Raw genomic sequence first — 19,928 nt, 5'->3', positions numbered from 1 at the left:
CTCAGCACTCCACCCAGCTGACAGCCAGGCCGCCCCGTGAAGTCTCTTTGTATTTGTCGTGCATGTCGGCGCCGGTATCGCGCATGGTGCGGATCACCCGATCCAGGGAAATGAAGTGTTTGCCGTCGCCGCGCAAGGCCATTTGCGTAGCGTTGATCGCCTTCACGGCAGCGATGGCGTTGCGCTCGATGCACGGCACTTGCACCAGGCCGCCGACCGGGTCGCAGGTCAGGCCGAGGTTGTGTTCAAGGCCGATTTCGGCGGCGTTTTCCAGTTGCTCGGGCGTGGCGCCGAGCACGTCCGCCAGCCCGGCGGCGGCCATGGCGCAGGCGGAGCCGACTTCGCCCTGACAGCCAACTTCGGCACCGGAGATGGACGCGTTTTTCTTGCAGAGAATGCCTACAGCCGCAGCGCCCAAAAAGAACGCCACCACGTCATCGTCCGATGCGTCCGGATTGAATTTCATGTAGTAATGCAGCACCGCCGGAATGATCCCCGCCGCGCCGTTGGTCGGCGCCGTGACCATGCGCCCGCCCGCTGCGTTTTCTTCGTTCACAGCGAGGGCAAACAGGTTCACCCACTCCATGGCTGACAGCGTGGAGGTGATGACATTCGGCTTGCCGATTTCCAACAGGCTGCGGCGCAGTTTCGCAGCACGACGCGGAACATTCAGACCGCCGGGCAGGATGCCTTCATGGCGCAGCCCTTGCTCGACGCATTCGCGCATCACCGACCAAATGTGCAGCAGGCCCTGACGGATTTCGGCTTCGCTGCGCCAGGCCAATTCATTGGCCATCATCAACTCGGAAACGCGCAGGCCGTGCAGGTTGCAGAGCTTGAGTAATTCGGCGGCGCTGGAGAAATCGTACGGCAGCACCACATCGCTGGTGGGCGCGATGCCAGACTCGGCTTCCGCCGCTTCGATGATGAAACCGCCACCGATCGAGTAGTACGTTTGCTCCGACAACTCGCCGGTTTCGCCGAAGGCTGTCAGAGACATCGCATTGGGGTGGTAGGGCAGGCTCTCGTCGAGCAGCAGGAGATCGCGTTGCCAGTTGAAGGCGATGGTCGATTTACCGGCAAGGGACAGTTCGCCGGTTTCGCGCAGGGTCTGGATTCGGCTGTCGATGCTGGTCGGGTCGATGCTGTCCGGCCATTCGCCCATCAGGCCCATGATGCAGGCGCGGTCGGTGGCGTGACCGACGCCGGTCGCCGACAGCGAGCCATAAAGTCGGATTTCTACTCGCCGTACGTCGGCCAGCAACTGTTGGTCAATCAGGGCTTGGGCGAAGGTCGCGGCGGCGCGCATTGGGCCGACGGTGTGGGAACTGGACGGACCGATGCCGACTTTGAAGAGATCGAAAACACTGATAGCCATGCTAAAGCCTATACAAACAATGGAAGAGAAATCGCTGCCATTTTTGTAGGACAAGCGCAATGTCGGCGATACTGCCTACCTCGGTCCTACGTGACCAACGAAACTTCCTAAGACAGCCTTTAGCAGGACTAAACAATGAGTCGCCAATTGCACGCCCAGACTTACGTCTGGCTGCACGTGTTTTCCTGTGCCGCGCGGCACTTGTCGTTCACCCGTTGCGCCGAAGAACTGCACATCACGCCGGGTGCGGTCAGTCAGCAAATTCGACAACTGGAAGAGCGACTGGGGTTTCGACTTTTCCACCGCCGCGCTCGGGGTGTGGAACTGAGCGCCGAGGGCCAGCGACTGGCCATCACGGTCAACGAGGCTTACGGCAGCATCGATGCGGAATTGCGACGACTGGACGCGGGAATGATCAGCGGGATTTTGCGGGTGCGCTCGATTCCATCATTCCTGAGCAAATGGCTGACCCCCCGTCTGCCGCGCTTGCAGCAGCGCTTTCCGGACATTCAATTGCGTCTGGTGGCGGAGGACAGCAGCGTGCCATTACACGAAGGCGACTTCGATTTGGCCATCGACCTGAATGACGGCAGCTATCCCGGTTTGTTATCGACAACCTTGCTCGACGAGCAGATTTTCCCGGTCTGTGCCCCAAGCCTGCTGCGTGGCCGGCCTCCGCTGCATGGCCCGGCGGGCCTGGTGCATTTCCCGTTGCTGCACGACATTACCGCCTGGCGCGGCAGTTATGAGTACGCGGAATGGGAGTTTTACCTCAACGCCATCGGCTTCGAAGGTGCGGACGTGCGGCGTGGGCACACCTTCAATCGCAATCACCTGACCATCGAAGCGGCGATTGCCGGAATGGGCGTGGCGATTGCGCGACGAACGTTGCTCAATGATGAGCTGGAGCGAGGGACGTTGATCGTGCCGTTTGGCCTGGCGGTGCCCAATCACAAGCGTTACGTGCTGCTCTATGCGCCTGGGGCGCTGAGCCATCCGGGCGTGCGTGCGGTGCATGACTGGCTGGTGGAGGAGGCGGGGATATTTCGAAGCCTGCATCCGCTGGCGGAGCGGCAGATGTGAGCAATTGTGACAAAAGAGTCAGGCGACCCAACTCCCGACCTTAACAGCGCTTTTGCTCCTTGTCCGGCTTTTTTTGCGAATCAAAATTTATCTTTTTTTAGGGGTTGAATTGTTCTGCGAGCAGACCGATTGTGTAAGTAAGAGGTCACGGTGATGACGCCCAAGGGCCAGCCGATGTGCCTCTCGCGAGCTAGCTGAAATAAGGGATGAACTATGCAAATCCAAGTCAACAGCGATAACCATATTCAAAGCAGCATCCGACTGGAGGAGTGGGTACGTACTACCATTGAGAGCACGCTCGAACGTTATGAAGAGGACCTGACACGCGTCGAGGTTCATCTGCGGGACGAGAACGGCGACAAGCCCGGTCCCCATGACATGCGCTGTCAGCTGGAAGCGCGTCCAAAAGGCCACCAACCGATTTCTGTAACCCATAAAGCCGACTCCCTGGAACTGGCGATCGACGGGGCGGCCGAAAAACTCGAACATGCGCTGGAACACCTGTTTGGCAAACTTCGGGGCAAACCACGTGCCGCTGTGGTGCCGTTCGAGAGAGTCGCAGCCGATGCGCTGCTGGAAGACGAGTTTCTCGAGAACGAACAGGCTGCACAAAATGGCTGAGGCCTGATTCACTTTTTACCTTTCCACCACTGAAAACGGGCCTGCTTATGCAGGCCCGTTCTTATTTGTGCGCGTGGGAACGATCATTTGGCCTGCCGTAACAACGATCCCGTCGGATCTGTTTTGCGTATGAGAATATTTATCATTAGTATTGCGGCCTTGTTGGCTCCGTGACATTCACGAGGCCTCACCCGTTTCAAGGTCGAAACATGAAAGGCAAAATCACCGCGCTCCCCGTTTCCTACCGCCTGGCCGTCACTTCCCGAGTGCTGGCCGCTGTGCTAGGGGGCTACCTGGTCGCGGCATTGGCCAGTGTCAGCCTGACGATGTGGCTGCCCGTGGCTCGTGGCGAAGCGGTGGTCACCGGGATGATGACCTCGTTTCTGGTGTATCTGGTCGCAGTACTCTGGTGCTTTGTCTGTCGCAGTGCGTGGCATGCCTGGTTCGGATTGATCGTGCCGAGTGTGGTTTTGGCGGCGGTGTCGGGGCTGGCGTACTGGATGGGCCACTCATGAAAGAGGGCTTGCGACAGGCCATGGCCTGGCTGCACACCTGGGCCGGGTTGATCTTCGGCTGGCTGCTGTTCGCGATTTTCCTGACCGGCACGCTCGCCTATTTCAAGGATGAGATCAGCCACTGGATGCAGCCGGAAATTCCCGCCCGTTCGGTGTCCTCCGAAGCCAGTCTGACCCTGGCCCAGCACTACCTTGAGCAGCACGCCACAGGTGCCTCGCGATGGCTCATCGATTTACCGGATGCTCGCGAACCCGGGCTCTCGGTGAGGTGGCAGCAAGCGCCGGCCAAGCCCGGCACGCGCGGTCAACTCACCAAAAAACGCCTCGATCCGCAAACCGGCGCAGAAGTGCAGGGCCGGGACACACGCGGTGGCGAGTTCTTTTACCGCTTCCACTTTCAGTTGCAAATGCCCTATCCGTGGGGGCGCTGGCTGTCGACGATCGCAGCGATGGTGATGTTCGTCGCGCTGATCAGCGGGATCATCACCCATAAGAAAATCTTCAAGGACTTCTTCACCTTCCGCCCGCGCAAGGGCCAGCGCTCCTGGCTCGACGGGCACAACGCGGTGGGCGTTCTGGTGTTGCCATTTCATTTGATGATCACTTACAGCAGCTTGGTGATTTTCATGTCGATGGTGATGCCGGCGAGCATCCTTGCCGCGTACAAAGGTGATGTCGAGGCGTTTTACGATGAGGTGTTTCCGGCGTCCAATACGCCCGACATGGCAGGCAAGCCGCGCCAGTTGGTACCGTTGGCACCGCTGCTGGAACGGGCCAGCGAGCTGTGGTCGGGCGGGCGAACCGGGTGGCTGACGGTGAACAATCCGGGCGATGCGAATGCCTCGGTCATTCTTGCGCGTGACGGCGCCGACCGAGTGGTCCACGACTTTGGCAGCGCGTTGACATTCAATGGCGTGACCGGGCAGCTACTCAGCGCAACGCCGAAGCAAGCGCTACCCATGGCCATTGCCGGCAGTTTCTACGGCTTGCACATGGGCCATTTCGCCGGTCCGGTGTTGCGCTGGCTGTACTTCATTTGTGGTTTGGCGGGCACCGCGATGATCGGTACCGGGCTGGTGATCTGGCTCGGCAAGCGTCAGCTCAAACATGCGAAGAGCGGGGTGATGCCGTTTGAGTTGCGACTGGTGGAAGTCTTGAACATCGCCAGCATGTCGGGGTTGATGGTCGCGGTGGCGGCGTTCTTCTGGGCTAATCGATTGTTGCCGGTCGGAATGGCCGGGCGGGCGGATTGGGAAGTGAACGGCTTCTTCATCGTCTGGGGCCTGAGTGTGTTGCACGCCATGGTCCGCCGTGGTCGTGCAGCGTGGGTCGAACAGTTGGCGCTGGCGGCGTTGCTGTTCTGTGCGGTGCCGCTGCTGAACGCGATGACTACGTCTTATCACTTGGGCGTCACCCTGATTCAGGGCGATTGGGCCATGGCCGGTTTCGATCTGACGTGCCTGGGCAGTGGTCTGTTTTTCGCGTGGGCTGCGTGGAAAATGCAGCGCGCGGGGCAGGCCGGAATCCTCAGCCGACCGCGGGCGAAATCGATAATGCTTGAGCAAGAGGCACACTGAATGTTTTTGGCCTTGTTGCTGTGCTACGGAGGTTTCACCACGCTCTGTTTATCGATGGATCGGCATCACGCCGAACTGCTGGGGCGCAAGCCCTCGGTCCGTCGCCGCCAAGGGATGAAACTCAGTGGTTGGTTGTTGCTGGCGTTATCGCTGTGGGCGGCGGTGTCGTCGACGGGTTGGGGGCTTGGATTGGTGGAGTGGTTTGCGGTGTTGATGCTCAGCGCTCTGGTGCTGGTGTTGTTGATGCCGTATCGCCCGCGCCTGGCCTTGGCGTTGGCCGGGTTGAGCGTGCTCGCCAGCCCCGTCGCCGTGTTTGCGCAGGGCTGACCTGATGATCACCAGCCCCCCGGAATCCCGAGACGATGAACATCGCGGTGCGCGTGCGCATTTCCTGCAGGTGTTCCTTTCCCAGCGTTCGCAAATGGAAGCGCTGGTGAGCCGTCGTGTCGGCTGCCGAGCGACAGCCGCCGATCTGGTACAAGACTTGTTCCTGCGCTTCTGGCGTCGGCCGCTGGTGCAGGTTGAAGAGCTCAGTACGTACCTGTTGCGCTGCGCCGGCAACATCGCCATCGACCATTTGCGCAGCGAAGGCACGCGGGTGCGGGTCAACGAGGGCTGGATGCCGGATCAACCCGACAGTCACGGCAGCGAACCGCAAGCGGCGTTGGAGGCGGGCAACGACTTGCGTCACGTCGAAGCGGCGTTGCGCGCATTGCCTGAGCGCACGCGGCAGATTTTTTTGCTCAACCGTATTCACGGGCGCAAATACGCCGAGATCGCCAAGGCCATGGGGTTGTCCCAAAGCGCCGTGGAAAAACATATGATGCGCGCCCTCGAGGCTTGCAAGGCCAGCCTGCGGGAACCCGACCCGCGCACGCCAGGGAAAGCACTGTGAACAACACCGAACGCGTCACCCCGACGCCTGCTCAGGAACAGGCGGCCTTTGCCTGGTTGAGTCTGTTGCATGATCAGCCCAGCAGCGGCGATCAGGCCACCTTCAGCCATTGGCTACAGGCCGATCCTGCCCATGCCGAGGCTTACGCCCAGGCGCAAGTGGTGTGGGAGTTGACCGAAACACCGGCCCAAACGTTGGCCGATGAAGACGCGTTTGCCTTGCAGGGCTACCTCAACGCCATGAAACGCTCGCGCCGTACCAGCGTTCGGCGTTGGTCCGGTGCGTTGGCGATGGCCGCGTGTCTGGTGCTGATGATCGGCTTCGGTGCTGGCTGGCAACCGTCGCGCTGGGTCGATGATCTGGGCGCGGACTATGTGTCGGCACCGGGGGAAACTCGCACCGTCACGTTGGCGGATCAGTCGCAAGTCATGCTTGATGCTGACAGTGCGATTGCGGTGGATTTCAGTCGTGGCGAGCGGCACGTTCAGCTGCGGCGCGGTGCCGGATTTTTCAGCGTGACCCACACCGGTGAGCCGTTTGTAGTGGACGCTGAAAAGGGCCAGGCGAAGGTGCTGGGGACTCAATTCGAAGTACGCCTGCAACCACATGGCGCGCAGGTCACGGTGTTGTCCGGGCGGGTCGGTGTGACGGCGGACAAGCACGCTCCACAACAAATTCTCACCGCTGGCCAGCAAGTGGCGTATGGCGAGGGTTCGGCGGAAAAACTCCACGCGGTCGACAGCGAAACGCAATTGGCGTGGCGTCAGGGATGGCTCAATTACTACAAGGCGACACTCGCCGACGTGGTGCAAGACCTGGGGCGGTATTACCCGGGACGGATTGTGCTGCTCAACGATGAACTCGCGGCGCGGCGGGTCAGTGGCAGTTTTCCGAGCAAGGATCCGCAAGCGGTGCTGAGTTCGTTGCAGGGGGTGTTGGGGTTTGAGCAACACAAGGTTTTGGGGCAGCTGATTATTTTGCGTTGAGGCTGCTCGCGAAGGCGTCAGATCAAACACTACTGAACTCCCGATAAAAATAATTTCAGAATTTTGGTGAGGTAAACCCCGACGCCATCCGTGTAGTGACTGAAACTGCGAGTCATTCGCATTCTGTAAGTTCTACACAGGTCATGAGCAATGAAGTCCAGGGCGAAATCGGGTTCGGTCAAACAATGGTTGGGTACGTGTGCCTTGAGCTTTTCGGCATTGGCATTGCTGCCGTTGAGTGTGGCGGTGGCGGCTGAGGCCGGCAGTGCCCGACAGAGTGCGCAGTTCAGCTTCGCAATGGCTGCCAAACCGCTGCCCCAGGCCTTGAGCGACTTCAGCCGGATCACCGGCACCAGCGTGGTCTACACCGATGAGGCGCCTTACGGCATCAACGCTCCAGCACTCAGCGGGCAGATGAGTGCCGAGCAAGCCATGCAGCGTTTGCTCAGCGGTTCGGGGTTCACCTTCCGTCGCACTGACGACCACACCTTGATGCTGGAGCCATTGCCTACCGAGGGTGCCTTGAACCTGGGCGCGACCACCATCACCTCGGTGGCCGATCAATCCATGAGCTATCAGCCGCCGCCCACCAGTTCGGTGATGCGCTCATCGGCCTTGCTTCAGGAAATCCCCCAGACTGTCAACGTGGTACCGGCTCAGGTCATCCGCGATCAGGCACCGCGCAATCTGGATGACGCGCTGGCCAACGTCAGCGGCATTCCTCAAGGCAACACACTGGCGAGCACTCAGGACTCGGTGATGACTCGCGGCTTCGGCGACAACCGCAACGGCTCGATCATGCGCGACGGCATGCCGATCGTGCAGGGCCGAGGCATGAATGCCACCGTGGACCGGGTCGAAGTGCTCAAGGGGCCGGCCTCGCTGCTTTATGGCATTCAAGACCCGGGCGGCGTGGTCAACATGGTCAGCAAAAAACCCGAGCTTGAGCAGTACAACGCATTGACCCTACGTGGCTCGACCTATGGCGACGGCAAAAACGGCAGCGGTGGCGGCCTCGACAGCACCGGCGCGGTGGGTGATTCCGGGTTGGCCTATCGCATGGTCCTGGACCACGAAGACGAAGATTACTGGCGCAACTTCGGTACTCACCGCGAGACATTGGTAGCACCGTCACTGGCCTGGTTCGGCGAAAGCACCACGCTGCTGTTCTCCTACGAACACCGCGAGTTTCTGACCCCTTTCGACCGCGGCACGATCATCGATCCGCGTGACAATCATCCGCTGGACATCTCCCGCGAGCGTCGCCTCGACGAGCCTTTCAACAACATGGAAGGCCGCTCGGACCTCTATCACTTCGAGGCCGATCACGAGCTCAACGACAATTGGAAAGCCCACTTCGGCTACAGCTGGAACCGCGAAACCTACGACGCCAGCCAGGTGCGCATCACCGCCATCGACACCCAGAAAGGCACCCTGACCCGCAGCATGGACGGCACTCAGAACGCCATCAGCACCGACCGCTTCACCACCGCCAGCCTTGAAGGCAATGTCCAGCTCGCGGGGATGAAACATGACCTGGTGTTCGGCGTCGATGATGAATACCGCAAGATCTACCGCGAAGACCTGATCCGTCAGAAAAGCCTGAGCACCTTCAGCTACGTCAACCCGGTTTACGGCCGCGAAGTCGCCGGCACCACGGTCAGCCCGGCGGACAGTGCGCAGACCGATGAACTGCGTAGCGATTCGGTATTCCTCCAGGACTCGATCCACCTGACCGATCAATGGATTCTGGTGGCCGGCGGACGCTTCCAGGAATACGACCAGTACGCCGGCAAAGGCGTACCGTTCAAGGCCAACACCGACAGCAACGGCCAGAAATGGGTGCCTCGCGCCGGTCTGGTGTATCGCTACACCGATGAACTGTCGTTCTACGGCAGCTACACCGAGTCGTTCAAACCCAACTCGACTATCGCGCCGTTGAGCGGCAGCAGCACCGTGCTGGACGGCAGCATCGCGCCGGAAGAAGCCAAGTCCTGGGAAATCGGCGCCAAGCTCGACATGCCGGGCCGCGTCACCGGAAACGTCGCGCTGTTCGATATCAAAAAACGCAACGTGCTGGTGGCCAACTCCGAAGGACCGGTGACGATCTACAGCGCCGCCGGTGAAGTGCGTTCCCGTGGTCTGGAAGTGGACTTGAGCGGTCAATTGAGTGATCGCTGGAGCATGATCGGCAGCTATGCCTACACCGATGCCGAAGTCACCGAAGACCCAATCTACAAAGGCAAAAAACTGCAAAATGTAGCGAAGAATAGTGGTTCGCTGTCGGCGGTTTATGACTTCGGCACCATCGTCGGTGGCGATCAGCTACGGGTCGGCGCAGGGGCGCGGTATGTCGGTGAGCGAGCGGGTAATGCGGTAAACGATTTCGACTTGCCGAGCTACACCGTGGCCGATGCGTTCGCCACTTACGACACCAAAGTCGAGGGGCAGAAGGTCAAGTTCCAGCTCAACGTGAAGAACCTGTTTGACCGCACCTACTACACCTCGGCGGCGAGCCGGTTCTTTGTGTCGATGGGGGATTCGCGGCAGGTGTCGCTCTCAAGCACTTTGGAGTTCTGATCGGAAACCGCGTCATCGTTCATCGCGAGCAGGCTCGCTCCCACAGGGGAATGCATTCCAAATGTGGGAGTGAGCCTGCTCGCGATGGCGGCGTGCCAGACACTGAAGACTTCAGGCCTATCGCAAAAACGCCTGGCGATATTCGCCGGGCGTCCCGCCCAATGCCTGACGAAACCGATTGGTGAAATGACTCGCACTGGCAAAGCCACACGCCAACGCAATCTCCCCCAACAGCTGCGACGTCGAACGCAACAACTCCCGCGCCCGACTCAGTCTGCGAGCCAACACATACTGATGCGGCGGCAACCCAAAGCTCTCTCTGAACATCCGCGCAAAGTGATACTCCGACAGCGCACACAACGCGGCCAACTGCCCCAGGCTGATGGCCTCGGCCAATTGGTTGTCGATGAACTCCACCAACTGCCGTCGCTGATGCGCAGCTAATCCCCCTTTAAGCCGCAACCCCTCACGCATCCCGACCTGACCGAGCAAAACGTGGCTGAGCATTTCATGGGCCAGGCTGCTGGTGAGCACGCGTTCGCCGGGCTCGTTCCAGTTGAGTGTGAGCATTTTCCTAAAGCGTCGGGCTTGCGCCGGGTCGTCCAGAAAGGTGGCTTCGCGCAGCTGCAGCTCGCGAGGTTCGCGGTCCAGCAACGTAACGCAGCCAAGGGCAAATTGTTCAGGGCTGAAATACAGGTGGGCCAGGCGAATGTCGCCGTTGATCACCCAACCCGATTGATGCTCGGCCGGCAGGATGCACAGCTTGTCCGGGCCGCCCTTGGTGCCGGGTTGGTCGCGGCGAAAGGTCCCGGTGCCGCCGGCGATGTAACAGGACAGGGTGTGATGGCTCGGCGCTTCGTAATCCTGGGCGTCGTGATGGTTGCTCCACAAGGCTGCAGCCATGCCGTCACCGAGCTCGGCGCTGTGCTCCAGGCGAGCATTGGGCGAGCGGTTGAGGGCTTGAAAGACTTGCAGGGTTTCCAGTGCAGGCATGATGGCTTCTCTCCGACGCCTTGCATCCTACTCTGTAGCCGTTCGGCTGCCAGCCTGTGGTCCGACAAAAGCGCAAGTTTATGCAAGTGCGAAAGGCCTTGGCGCAGGACACTGAAGGCCTATTCAGGAGTCTTTGCCATGAACCTTTCGTTGTACCTTCTGACCGTGCTGATCTGGGGCACCACGTGGATTGCCTTGAAATGGCAATTGGGCGTGGTGGCGATTCCGGTGTCGATCGTCTATCGCTTCGGCCTTGCAGCGTTGGTGCTGTTCGTCATGTTGCTGCTGAGTCGCCGCCTGCAAGTGATGAACCGTCGCGGGCATCTGATCTGTCTGGCGCAGGGGTTGTGCCTGTTCTGCATCAATTTCATGTGTTTTCTGACTGCCAGCCAGTGGATCCCCAGTGGTCTGGTTGCGGTGGTGTTTTCCACCGCCACGTTGTGGAACGCACTCAATGCACGCGTGTTCTTCGGCCAGAAAGTCGCTCGCAATGTGCTGATGGGCGGTGCGCTGGGGCTGCTTGGGCTTGGCCTGTTGTTCTGGCCTGAGGTGGCGGGCCATACCGCGAGCCCGCAAACCTTGCTCGGGTTGGGCCTGGCATTGCTCGGGACACTGTGCTTCTCGGCGGGCAACATGCTGTCGAGCCTGCAACAGAAAGCCGGGCTCAAACCGCTGACCACCAACGCCTGGGGCATGGCCTATGGCGCGGCCATGCTTTCGGTGTGGTGCCTGGTCAAAGGCATTCCGTTCGACATGGAATGGAATGCGCGCTACATCGGCTCTCTGCTGTACCTGGTGATTCCGGGTTCGGTGATCGGTTTCACGGCCTACCTGACGTTGGTCGGGCGGATGGGGCCGGAACGCGCAGCCTATTGCACCGTACTGTTCCCCATCGTGGCGCTGAACGTGTCGGCGTTTGCCGAAGGCTATCAATGGACCGCGCCCGCCTTGGCGGGTTTGGTATTGGTGATGCTGGGCAATGTGCTGGTGTTTCGTAAGCCCCGGGTGCCGATGGTGCAAGGGAACGGCAAGCTGGCGTGAAGGTTTGGTTAATCGAGCGCTGAAATTTCAGCGTTCGATTTTGAGCACGATGTAAATCAGCAGTGGAAACATGAAGTCCACGATGTGTCGAGCCCAATCCTTGGCGTTCCAGGTTGCGGATTCATCCATATTGAACCATTCGGTGCCGATCACTTGCAGGCAGATGTAATAGACAAAAATACCAATTAATAGTCCGATGATCGCAAACTTCTTCGCTTCGTGAAAAACGGCTGCAGGAGTATTGATGTTTCGATAAATATGGTACGTGCCCAGCAAGCAGAAAGCCGTGTAAACAACTTCCAGAGTGATGATGAACCAATAAATTCGGTGATGGAGTATCGGCGAAGTGATTGCTCTGTAGCTCAGGTTCAGGTTCTCTCGGGTAGTGTCCATGCTGAGAATGTGGCCGACGTATTCGTAATTGGATGCGTAGTCGGTAAAGTTGCTGTACATCACCATCAAGCCAAAGAAGCTTATATAGGCCATAAGAATGACTTTGCTGTACCTGATGAGTTTGTCGGTTGAAAGGTAGTTCAATGTAAGTGCTCTCCATAACTAAAGTCTGTAAATTTAACTAAGTGGTGGGGAGTTTATAGTGAGTATCTTTTTTTTAGCAGTGAACTGAATTGCAAGTTGTGTATGTAACGGGCAGACGTTTGGAACGCCTGCCCGTTTTAGTTAGCGTTTCCAGACTTGCGGGTTCACCAGATCTTGCGGTCGCTCCCCGAGTAAAGCGCTGCGCAAGTTAGCCAAGGCACGGTTGGCCATGGCTTCGCGGGTTTCATGAGTCGCCGAGCCGATGTGCGGCAATGTCACCGCGTTTTTCAGCTGGAACAGGGGTGACTCGGCCAGCGGTTCTTTCTCGTAAACGTCCAGCCCGGCGCCGCGAATCCGGTTGTTTTGCAGGGCTTCGATCAAGGCGGGTTCGTCCACCACCGGGCCGCGGGCGATGTTCACCAGAATCGCGCTCGGCTTCATCAACGCCAGTTCGCGATGGCTGATCAGGTGTCTGGTTTTTTCGCTGAGCGGCACCACCAGGCAGACGAAATCAGCTTCGGCCAGCAGTTGATCAAGGCTGCGGAACTGTGCGCCGAGCTCTTGTTCCAGCTCGGTCTTGCGGCTGTTGCCGCTGTAGAGGATCGGCATGTTGAAACCCAGCCGCCCGCGACGTGCAATGGCCGCGCCGATGTTGCCCATGCCGACGATGCCCAGGGTTTTGCCGTGTACATCGCAGCCGAACAATGGCGCACCGACGGTGGCTTGCCATTGGCCGGCCTTGGTCCAGGCGTCCAGTTCGGCGACGCGGCGGGCGCTGCTCATCAGCAGGGCGAAGGCCAGGTCGGCGGTGCTTTCGGTGAGGACGTCGGGGGTGTTGGTGAGCATGATCCCGCGTTCGTTGAAGTAGGCGACATCGTAGTTGTCGTAGCCGACCGATACGCTGGAGACGACTTCCATTTTGGCGGCGTTTTCCAGCTGTGCGCGACCGAGTTTGCGACCGACGCCGATCAGGCCATGGGCGTGGGGGAGGGCTTCGTTGAATTGGGCGTTGATGTCGCCGTTTTTCGGGTTTGGCACGATGACGTCGAAGTCTTGTTGCAGGCGTTCGATCATTTCGGGGGTGATGCGGCTGAAGGCGAGGACGGTCTTTTTCATGGGTTGAGGGCTCGTCGGGCTTGGAGAGTGCCAAGCACGCTAACATTCTTCTTTGGATTTGGGCGAGGGCGTTGGACGCTTTTGTCCTTGGCGGCCTTTGGGCCGACCATGTTCCTGTTGGTGGTGTACATATCCGTTTCTGCGGTAACGGCGGCTGGCGGTTTCGCCCTTACGGCGAGGCACTTTTTTCAAACGCCAAAAAAGTACCCAAAAAGGCTCGCCCCGAGCGTCCGGCCCCTCGCTTAGGCTCGGCGTTCCTTCGTTCCGGTATCCATCCGGGGACACTGCCCTCCGGTCTGCTTCGCGACGACCTACATGCAGCGTGTTCGACTGCGTCGAACGGCGCTGCGCGCCACTCCCCGGATGAACACCTCCACTCAGCCTCCCGAAGGGGCGGGTGGATCAAGATCAAGAGCTGCAGGCGAGCTAACGCTCGGCCTGATGAGTGGTGAGGAGCGAAAGGCGTATCCGTTCCATTGTGGGAGCGGGCTTGCTCGTGAAGGCGGCCTGACAGCCGACCAATCAGTTCGCCACCCGAACCCCACCCATGCTCCCGCTCAACTCATACGCCACTAATTCCGCCTGATGCGCCGCCAAGATCTCCGGCAACGACCCGCGCAAATACTCGACCCACGTCTTGATCTTCGCATCCAGATACTGCCGCGACGGGTAGATCGCATACAGGTTCAATTCCTGCGAGCGGTATTTGGGCATCACCCGCACCAGACTCCCATTACGCAACCCTTCAATCGCGGCATACACCGGCAAAACCCCAACCCCCATGCCGCTGGTGATCGCAGTCTTCATCGCATCGGCGGAGTTCACCAGAAACGGTGAGCTATTAATCGTCACCATTTCCTGGCCTTCAGGGCCGTCGAAGGTCCATTTCTCCAGCGGAATCACCGGGCTCACCAAGCGCAGGCAGGCGTGGTTCAGCAAATCGCTGGGCTTCTGCGCGCAGCCGTTGGCTTTTACATACGCTGGCGAGGCGCAAACGATGCTGTAGGTGATGCCCAAACGCTGGGAGACGAAGCCCGAGTCCGGCAGCTCGCTGGCGAGCACGATGGACACGTCGTAGCCCTCGTCCAGCAGGTCCGGCACGCGGTTGGCCATGGTCAGGTTGAAGGTGACGTCGGGGTGCGTCTTGCGGTAGCGAGCGATGGCGTCGATCACGAAGTGCTGACCGATGCCGGTCATGGTGTGCACTTTGAGCTGCCCGGCCGGGCGGGCGTGGGCGTCGCTGGCTTCGGCTTCGGCTTCTTCGACGTAGGCCAGGATTTGCTCGCAACGCAACAGATAGCGCTTGCCGGCTTCGGTCAGGGCGATACGGCGGGTAGTGCGGTTGAGCAGGCGGGTTTGCAGGTGGGCTTCCAGGTTGGAGACCGCGCGCGAAACGTTGGCCGTCGTGGTGTCGAGTTGCACGGCGGCGGCGGTGAAGCTGCCGGCCTCGGCCACGTAACTGAAGGCGCGCATGTTTTGCAAAGTGTCCATGGGGTGCTCTCTAGGCGAATGGCAAATTGTGACACGAAGTTGCTGACTTTCTACAGGCGACTAAAGATGGACTAACGGATTATCGCGCTAACGGTAACAAAGATTCACAGGATTCCCAGCTTATCGCCAACAAAGCCGACCCCTAGAATTGCCCACCTCAGGAACAACTCCCCACCTCAGGAATTTGCAGCAGTGCCGCGTCGCATCAACAGAGCGCTTCAGACGCTCAGTGTTTTGGCTTTAACCCTGGCAATCAGCGGCTGCATCGGTACCGGAGGTATTGCCCCACAGGGCAAGGCGCTGGAGGCCAATGAATTGGCCACTGACGAAGCCATCCAGAACGCTGCACAGGACGCTCACTGGCCCACCGCCCACTGGTGGCAGGCCTATGGCGACCCGCAATTGAACCGCTGGATCGACCTCGCCCTGCAAGGCAGCCCGACCATGGCCATGGCGGCGGCGCGAGTGCGTCAGGCCAAATCCATGGCTGGCATCACCGAGTCCGCCGAGTCGTTGCAGATCCATGGCGAATCCACCCTCAAACGCCACAACTGGCCCACCGATCAGTTTTACGGGCCGGGCGAGTTGGCCAACACCACCACTTGGGACAACAATGCCGCGTTGGGCTTCAGCTACGCCCTCGACCTTTGGGGCCGCGAAAGCAACGCCACCGAGCGCTCCGTGGACATGGCTCACATGACCGCTGCCGAAGCGCGTCTGGCCCAGCTCGAATTGCAGAACAACATCGTGCGCGCCTACATCGAGCTGTCGTTGCATTACGCGCAACGGGACATTGTCGAGGCGACCTTGAAACAGCAGCAGCAAATTCTCGACCTCGCGCAGAAGCGTCTGAACGGCGGCATCGGCACCCATTTCGAAGTCAGTCAGGCTGAAACGCCGCTGCCGGAAACTCACCGCCAGATCGATGCACTGGACGAAGAAATCGCCCTGAGTCGCAATCAACTCGCAGCCCTGGCAGGTTTTGGTCCGGGGGAGGGCGCGCAGTTGCAGCGGCCAACGTTGTCGTTAGGCGCAGCGCTGAAACTGCCGTCGTCGTTGCCCGCGCAGTTGCTCGGTCAGCGCCCGGACGTGGTCGCCAGTCGCTGGCAAGTGGCGGCCCAGGCACGGGGTATTGATGTGGCTCACGCTGGTTTCTACCCCAACGTCGATCTGGTCGGCAGCCTCGGCTACATGGCCACCGGCGGTGGAGCGCTGGAGTTTTTGACCGGCAAGAAGCTCAACTACAGCGTCGGCCCGGCTATCACGTTGCCGATCTTCGACGGCGGCCGTTTGCGCTCGGAGCTGGGCGAAGCCTCGGCCGGTTACGACATCGCCGTGGCCAAGTACAACCAGACGCTGGTCAACGCGCTGAAAAACATCTCCGACCAGTTGATCCGCCGCGAATCCATGGACAAGCAGCAAACCTTCGCCGCCGAGTCGGTGGCCACAGCCCAGAAGACTTACGACATTGCGATGATTGCCTACCAGCGCGGCCTCACCGACTACCTCAACGTGCTTAACGCCCAGACGCTGTTGTTCAAACAGCAGCAAGTTCAGCAGCAGGTGCAGGCCGCACGACTGAGTGCTCACGCTGAACTGGTGACGGCGCTCGGAGGTGGATTGGGCGCGGGTAACGACGTGCCGAAAGACAGTCAGACCCAGGCACCGAAAACCCCGGCCATTCTCCAAGCCCTCAATCATTGAGCAGGATTTCATGACTCCCTTGCCCGCACCGTTGCGCTGGCTGTATTCCCTTGAATGGCGCCGGGGTTTCTTCGACTGGGCGCGCAGTGATGGCGTGACCTGGGTCTACATTTTCAAGGTGCTGTTTGCCGCGTTTCTGACTCTGTGGCTGGCCATGCGCCTGGAATTGCCGCAACCGCGCACGGCGATGATCACCGTGTTCATCGTCATGCAACCGCAAAGCGGCCACGTGCTGGCCAAGAGTTTCTATCGCTTTCTTGGGACATTGGCCGGCTCGGCGGTGATGGTCGCGCTGATTGCTTTGTTTGCGCAGAACACTGAACTGTTCCTCGGTTCGCTGGCGATCTGGGTGGGCATCTGTTCGGCGGGCGCGGCGCGCTATCGCAACTTCCGCGCCTATGGTTTCGTGCTCGCCGGGTACACCGCCGCGATGGTTGGTTTGCCCGCACTGGCGCACCCGGACGGCGCGTTCATGGCCGCCGTGTGGCGGGTGCTGGAAATCTCCCTGGGGATTGTTTGTTCCACGCTGGTCAGCGCCGCGATCCTGCCGCAATCCGCCAGTGCAGCGATGCGTAACGCCTTGTATCAGCGCTTCGGCGTGTTCGCATTGTTCGTCACCGATGGCTTGCGTGGTCGCAGTAAACGGGAGGCTTTCGAGGCGAGCAACGTGCGCTTCATCGCCGAGGCCGTGGGGCTGGAAGGACTGCGTAGCGTCACTGTGTTTGAAGACCCGCACATGCGTCGGCGCAACGGTCGGCTCAGTCGATTGAACAGCGAGTTCATGGGCATCACCACCCGTTTCAACGCCTTGCACCAGTTGCTCGAGCGCTTGCGCAGCGGCGGCACAGATCACGTGGTGGCGGCGATCAAACCGGGTTTGCAGGACCTGGCCGAGCTGCTCGACGGCTTCAGCGGCCGCGCCTTGACCAACGCTGATGCAGCGCGTCTCGTGGTCGCGCTGACCGCCTATAAAGAAGGCCTGCCGGCGCGGGTTCGCAGCCTGCGGGCGATCTTCCAGGAGGGCGGCCCGAGCGACGCCGAGCAGCTGGATTTTCATACCGCGTACGAGCTGCTCTATCGCTTCGTCGACGACTTGCACGGTTATGCACAGACCCACGCGTCGCTGGCCGATCACAGCCATGCGCGCGAGCTTTGGGATGAACCGTTCACCCCGCAAACCAACTGGATGGCGGCGGCCGCCTCGGGGATTCGCGCGGCGTTCATTCTGGTGGTTCTGGGCAGTTATTGGGTCGCCACCGCGTGGCCGAGCGGGGCGACGATGACGCTGATCGCCGCCGCGACCGTGGGCCTTTCAGCGGCGACACCGAATCCAAAACGCATGGCCTTTCAGATGGCTTGCGGGACGCTCCTCGGGGCCCTGATCGGCTTCGTCGAGATGTTTTTCATCTTCCCGTGGATCGACGGCTTTCCGTTGCTCTGCGTGATGCTCGCGCCGGTGATCGTGCTCGGTTCGTTCCTCACTTCGCGGCCGCAATACGCCGGTGTCGGTCTCGGTTTGCTGATCTTTTTCAGCACCGGTTCGGTACCGGACAACCTCACCGTTTACAACCCTTATGCGTTCATCAACGACTACATCGCCATGGTGCTCGGCATGCTGGTGTGCGCGGCGGCCGGGGCGATCATTCTGCCGCCCAACAGCCGCTGGTTGTGGCGTCGGCTGGAGCAGGATTTACGCGGGCAAGTGGTGTACGCCATCAGCGGCAAACTCAAGGGATTGGCGTCGAGTTTCGAAAGCAGTACGCGGGACTTGCTGCATCAGGCCTACGGTCTCGCGGCGGGGCAGCCCCAGGTGCAACGGGACTTGCTGCGCTGGATGTTTGTGGTGCTGGAAGTCGGCCACGCGATCATCGAGTTGCGCAAGGAGCAGGCGATCCTGCCGGTGCATCCGGCCTATGCCGAATCCCAACCGTGGCGCCAGGCGATTCGGGTGATGGGGCGCTCGCTGGTGCGGCTGTTTCTGCAACCGAGCCAGAGCAACCTGGAGCGCGGCCTGATCGCCGTCGATCACGCGATCAGCCGGGTGCAAGCCACCGACGAACCTTTCGCGCCGCACTTCGATACCTCGGCCCTGCGCCGGGTGAAGAGCTACCTGCACTTCATCCGCACTTCGTTGCTGGACCCGCAATCACCGCTCGCCGGCTACATAAATGCCAACGCCAGCGCCAAGCCCCAAGGACTTGAACATGCCTCGTGAAATCGCCTTCCACGGCGTGTACATGCCGACCATGACCCTGATGTTTTTCATCGCGGCGGCGCTGGCCTGGGCGCTGGACCGGTTCCTGTCCGGATTCGATCTGTACCGCTTCTTCTGGCACCCGGCGCTGCTGCGCCTGAGTCTGTTTACCTGTCTGTTCGGCGCCCTGGCGCTGACTGTTTACCGTTGACTCTCTATCACTGAAGAAGGCCCTCATGAAAAAGCTTTTCAGCCTGCTCGCCACTCTGTTGGTGCTGGCCCTTGCGATGTGGATCGGCAGGACCCTGTGGGTGCATTACATGGACACGCCATGGACCCGTGACGGTCGGGTGCGCGCCGACATCATCAACGTCGCCGCCGACGTCACTGGGGAAGTGGTGGACGTGCCGGTGCGTGACAATCAACAGGTGAAGAAGGGTGATTTGCTGATGCGGATCGACCCCGAGCACTACCGCATTGCGGTCAAACAGGCGCAGGCGCTGGTGGCCTCGCGCAAGTCGACGTGGGAGATGCGCAAGGTCAACGCCCACCGCCGCGCCGACATGGATAACCTGGTGATCTCCAGGGAAAACCGTGACGACGCCAGCAACATCGCCGATTCGGCCCTGGCCGATTACCAGCATGCTCAGGCGCAGCTCGAAGCCGCCGAACTCAATCTCAAGCGCACCGAGGTCCGCGCAGCGGTGGACGGTTATGTGACCAACCTCAATGTGCATCGCGGCGACTACGCGCGCATCGGCGAGGCGAAAATGGCTGTGGTCGATATGAACTCGTTCTGGGTCTATGGCTTCTTCGAAGAAACCAAATTGCCCCACGTGCGGATCGGCGATAAAGCCGACATGCAGCTGATGAGTGGGGAAGTGTTGAAGGGGCATGTGGAAAGCATTTCTCGCGGTATCTACGACCGTGATAACCCGGAAAGTCGCGAGCTGATTGCGGATGTGAACCCGACCTTTAACTGGGTGCGTTTGGCGCAGCGGGTGCCGGTGCGGATTCACATTGATGAAGTGCCGGAGGGGGTGCTGTTGGCGGCGGGGATTACGTGCACTGTGGTTGTTAACTGACCGTAAGACCGAGTCGCCTTCATCGCGAGCAAGCTCGCTCCCACATTGACCGAGTTCGAATGCAGGTTTTGTGAACGACGCCAACCCCTGTGGGAGCGAGCTTGCTCGCGATGAAGGCGACTCGGTCCCACT

18 protein-coding genes are annotated in these 19,928 nt (G+C 60.1%); 13 read left to right on the top strand and 5 right to left on the bottom strand.

The genetic code is table 11. The features are described 5' to 3' along the window. Window position 1: 1 nt before the first annotated feature. Window positions 2-1,378 (bottom strand): L-serine ammonia-lyase, encoded by a 1,377-nt coding sequence (locus tag MO767_RS06910; RefSeq protein WP_282479922.1) that lies wholly within the window; start codon window positions 1,376-1,378, stop codon window positions 2-4. A 135-nt stretch (window positions 1,379-1,513) separates the two neighbouring features. Here MO767_RS06910 and MO767_RS06905 point away from each other — a divergent pair, with 135 nt between their 5' ends. From MO767_RS06905 to MO767_RS06870, 8 genes are all read left to right on the top strand, one after another. After that, the gene (locus MO767_RS06905) at window positions 1,514-2,461 is read left to right on the top strand and encodes a LysR substrate-binding domain-containing protein (RefSeq protein WP_010463175.1); all 948 of its coding nucleotides are present in this window, start codon (window positions 1,514-1,516) and stop codon (window positions 2,459-2,461) included. Window positions 2,462-2,674: 213 nt separating this feature from the next. Then, window positions 2,675-3,082: an HPF/RaiA family ribosome-associated protein gene (locus MO767_RS06900; protein WP_074873857.1), complete on the top strand. Its 408-nt coding sequence runs from the start codon at window positions 2,675-2,677 to the stop codon at window positions 3,080-3,082. Window positions 3,083-3,291: 209 nt separating this feature from the next. Beyond that, window positions 3,292-3,597 carry a DUF3649 domain-containing protein gene (locus MO767_RS06895; protein ID WP_282479921.1) on the top strand — a complete coding sequence of 102 codons (306 nt, stop codon included), beginning with the start codon at window positions 3,292-3,294 and terminating at the stop codon, window positions 3,595-3,597. After that, a complete protein-coding gene (locus MO767_RS06890) occupies window positions 3,594-5,174 on the top strand; it encodes a PepSY-associated TM helix domain-containing protein (RefSeq protein WP_282479920.1) in 1,581 nt (526 codons plus the stop codon). Before MO767_RS06895 ends, MO767_RS06890 begins: the two co-directional genes overlap by 4 nt. Then, window positions 5,175-5,501 (top strand): DUF3325 domain-containing protein, encoded by a 327-nt coding sequence (locus tag MO767_RS06885; RefSeq protein ID WP_282479919.1) that lies wholly within the window; start codon window positions 5,175-5,177, stop codon window positions 5,499-5,501. A gap of 4 nt (window positions 5,502-5,505) precedes the next feature. Continuing rightward, entirely contained in the window at window positions 5,506-6,069 is a 564-nt protein-coding gene (locus MO767_RS06880; RefSeq protein ID WP_282479918.1) for an RNA polymerase sigma factor, read from the top strand. Then, window positions 6,066-7,055, top strand: coding sequence for a FecR family protein (locus MO767_RS06875; RefSeq protein ID WP_282479917.1), 990 nt, complete (start codon window positions 6,066-6,068; stop codon window positions 7,053-7,055). The genes MO767_RS06880 and MO767_RS06875 overlap by 4 nt, the downstream gene beginning before the upstream one ends. Window positions 7,056-7,205: 150 nt before the next feature. After that, window positions 7,206-9,635 (top strand): TonB-dependent receptor, encoded by a 2,430-nt coding sequence (locus MO767_RS06870; RefSeq protein ID WP_282479916.1) that lies wholly within the window; start codon window positions 7,206-7,208, stop codon window positions 9,633-9,635. 117 nt (window positions 9,636-9,752) lie between these two features. Here the strand turns inward: MO767_RS06870 and MO767_RS06865 are convergent, their stop codons facing one another. Then, complete coding sequence (locus MO767_RS06865) at window positions 9,753-10,628, bottom strand: AraC family transcriptional regulator (protein WP_282479915.1); 876 nt, start codon at window positions 10,626-10,628, stop codon at window positions 9,753-9,755. 138 nt (window positions 10,629-10,766) lie between these two features. Between MO767_RS06865 and MO767_RS06860 the strand changes: the two genes are divergently transcribed. Beyond that, complete coding sequence (locus MO767_RS06860; RefSeq protein WP_282479914.1) at window positions 10,767-11,669, top strand: DMT family transporter; 903 nt, start codon at window positions 10,767-10,769, stop codon at window positions 11,667-11,669. 27 nt (window positions 11,670-11,696) lie between these two features. Here MO767_RS06860 and MO767_RS06855 read toward each other — a convergent pair whose 3' ends face one another. The 3 genes from MO767_RS06855 to MO767_RS06845 form a co-directional block, all read right to left on the bottom strand. Beyond that, window positions 11,697-12,206 (bottom strand): DUF2165 domain-containing protein, encoded by a 510-nt coding sequence (locus MO767_RS06855; RefSeq protein WP_282479913.1) that lies wholly within the window; start codon window positions 12,204-12,206, stop codon window positions 11,697-11,699. A 141-nt stretch (window positions 12,207-12,347) separates the two neighbouring features. Then, window positions 12,348-13,322 carry a D-glycerate dehydrogenase gene (locus MO767_RS06850; protein WP_282479912.1) on the bottom strand — a complete coding sequence of 325 codons (975 nt, stop codon included), beginning with the start codon at window positions 13,320-13,322 and terminating at the stop codon, window positions 12,348-12,350. Window positions 13,323-13,844: 522 nt separating this feature from the next. Continuing rightward, the gene (locus MO767_RS06845) at window positions 13,845-14,813 is read right to left on the bottom strand and encodes a LysR family transcriptional regulator (protein ID WP_282479911.1); all 969 of its coding nucleotides are present in this window, start codon (window positions 14,811-14,813) and stop codon (window positions 13,845-13,847) included. Window positions 14,814-15,005: 192 nt separating this feature from the next. On the opposite strand from MO767_RS06845, the gene MO767_RS06840 reads away from it, so the two are divergent. From MO767_RS06840 to MO767_RS06825, 4 genes are read left to right on the top strand one after another with little or no spacing between them, the layout of a single operon-like run. After that, window positions 15,006-16,517, top strand: coding sequence for an efflux transporter outer membrane subunit (locus tag MO767_RS06840; RefSeq protein ID WP_282479910.1), 1,512 nt, complete (start codon window positions 15,006-15,008; stop codon window positions 16,515-16,517). A 10-nt stretch (window positions 16,518-16,527) separates the two neighbouring features. Continuing rightward, a complete protein-coding gene (locus MO767_RS06835; RefSeq protein ID WP_282479909.1) occupies window positions 16,528-18,732 on the top strand; it encodes an FUSC family protein in 2,205 nt (734 codons plus the stop codon). Continuing rightward, window positions 18,722-18,922 (top strand): DUF1656 domain-containing protein, encoded by a 201-nt coding sequence (locus MO767_RS06830; RefSeq protein WP_007896379.1) that lies wholly within the window; start codon window positions 18,722-18,724, stop codon window positions 18,920-18,922. The genes MO767_RS06835 and MO767_RS06830 overlap by 11 nt, the downstream gene beginning before the upstream one ends. A 25-nt stretch (window positions 18,923-18,947) precedes the next feature. Beyond that, on the top strand, window positions 18,948-19,796 hold the full coding sequence (locus tag MO767_RS06825) for an HlyD family secretion protein (RefSeq protein ID WP_282479908.1): 849 nt from the start codon (window positions 18,948-18,950) through the stop codon (window positions 19,794-19,796). Window positions 19,797-19,928 lie beyond the last annotated feature (132 nt).

Origin of the sequence: Pseudomonas sp. UYIF39 (assembly GCF_029963765.1) — a bacterium.
GTDB lineage: Bacteria > Pseudomonadota > Gammaproteobacteria > Pseudomonadales > Pseudomonadaceae > Aquipseudomonas.
Note: the sequence above shows the minus strand (reverse complement) of the source record. Positions and strands in the feature narration are given on the sequence as shown.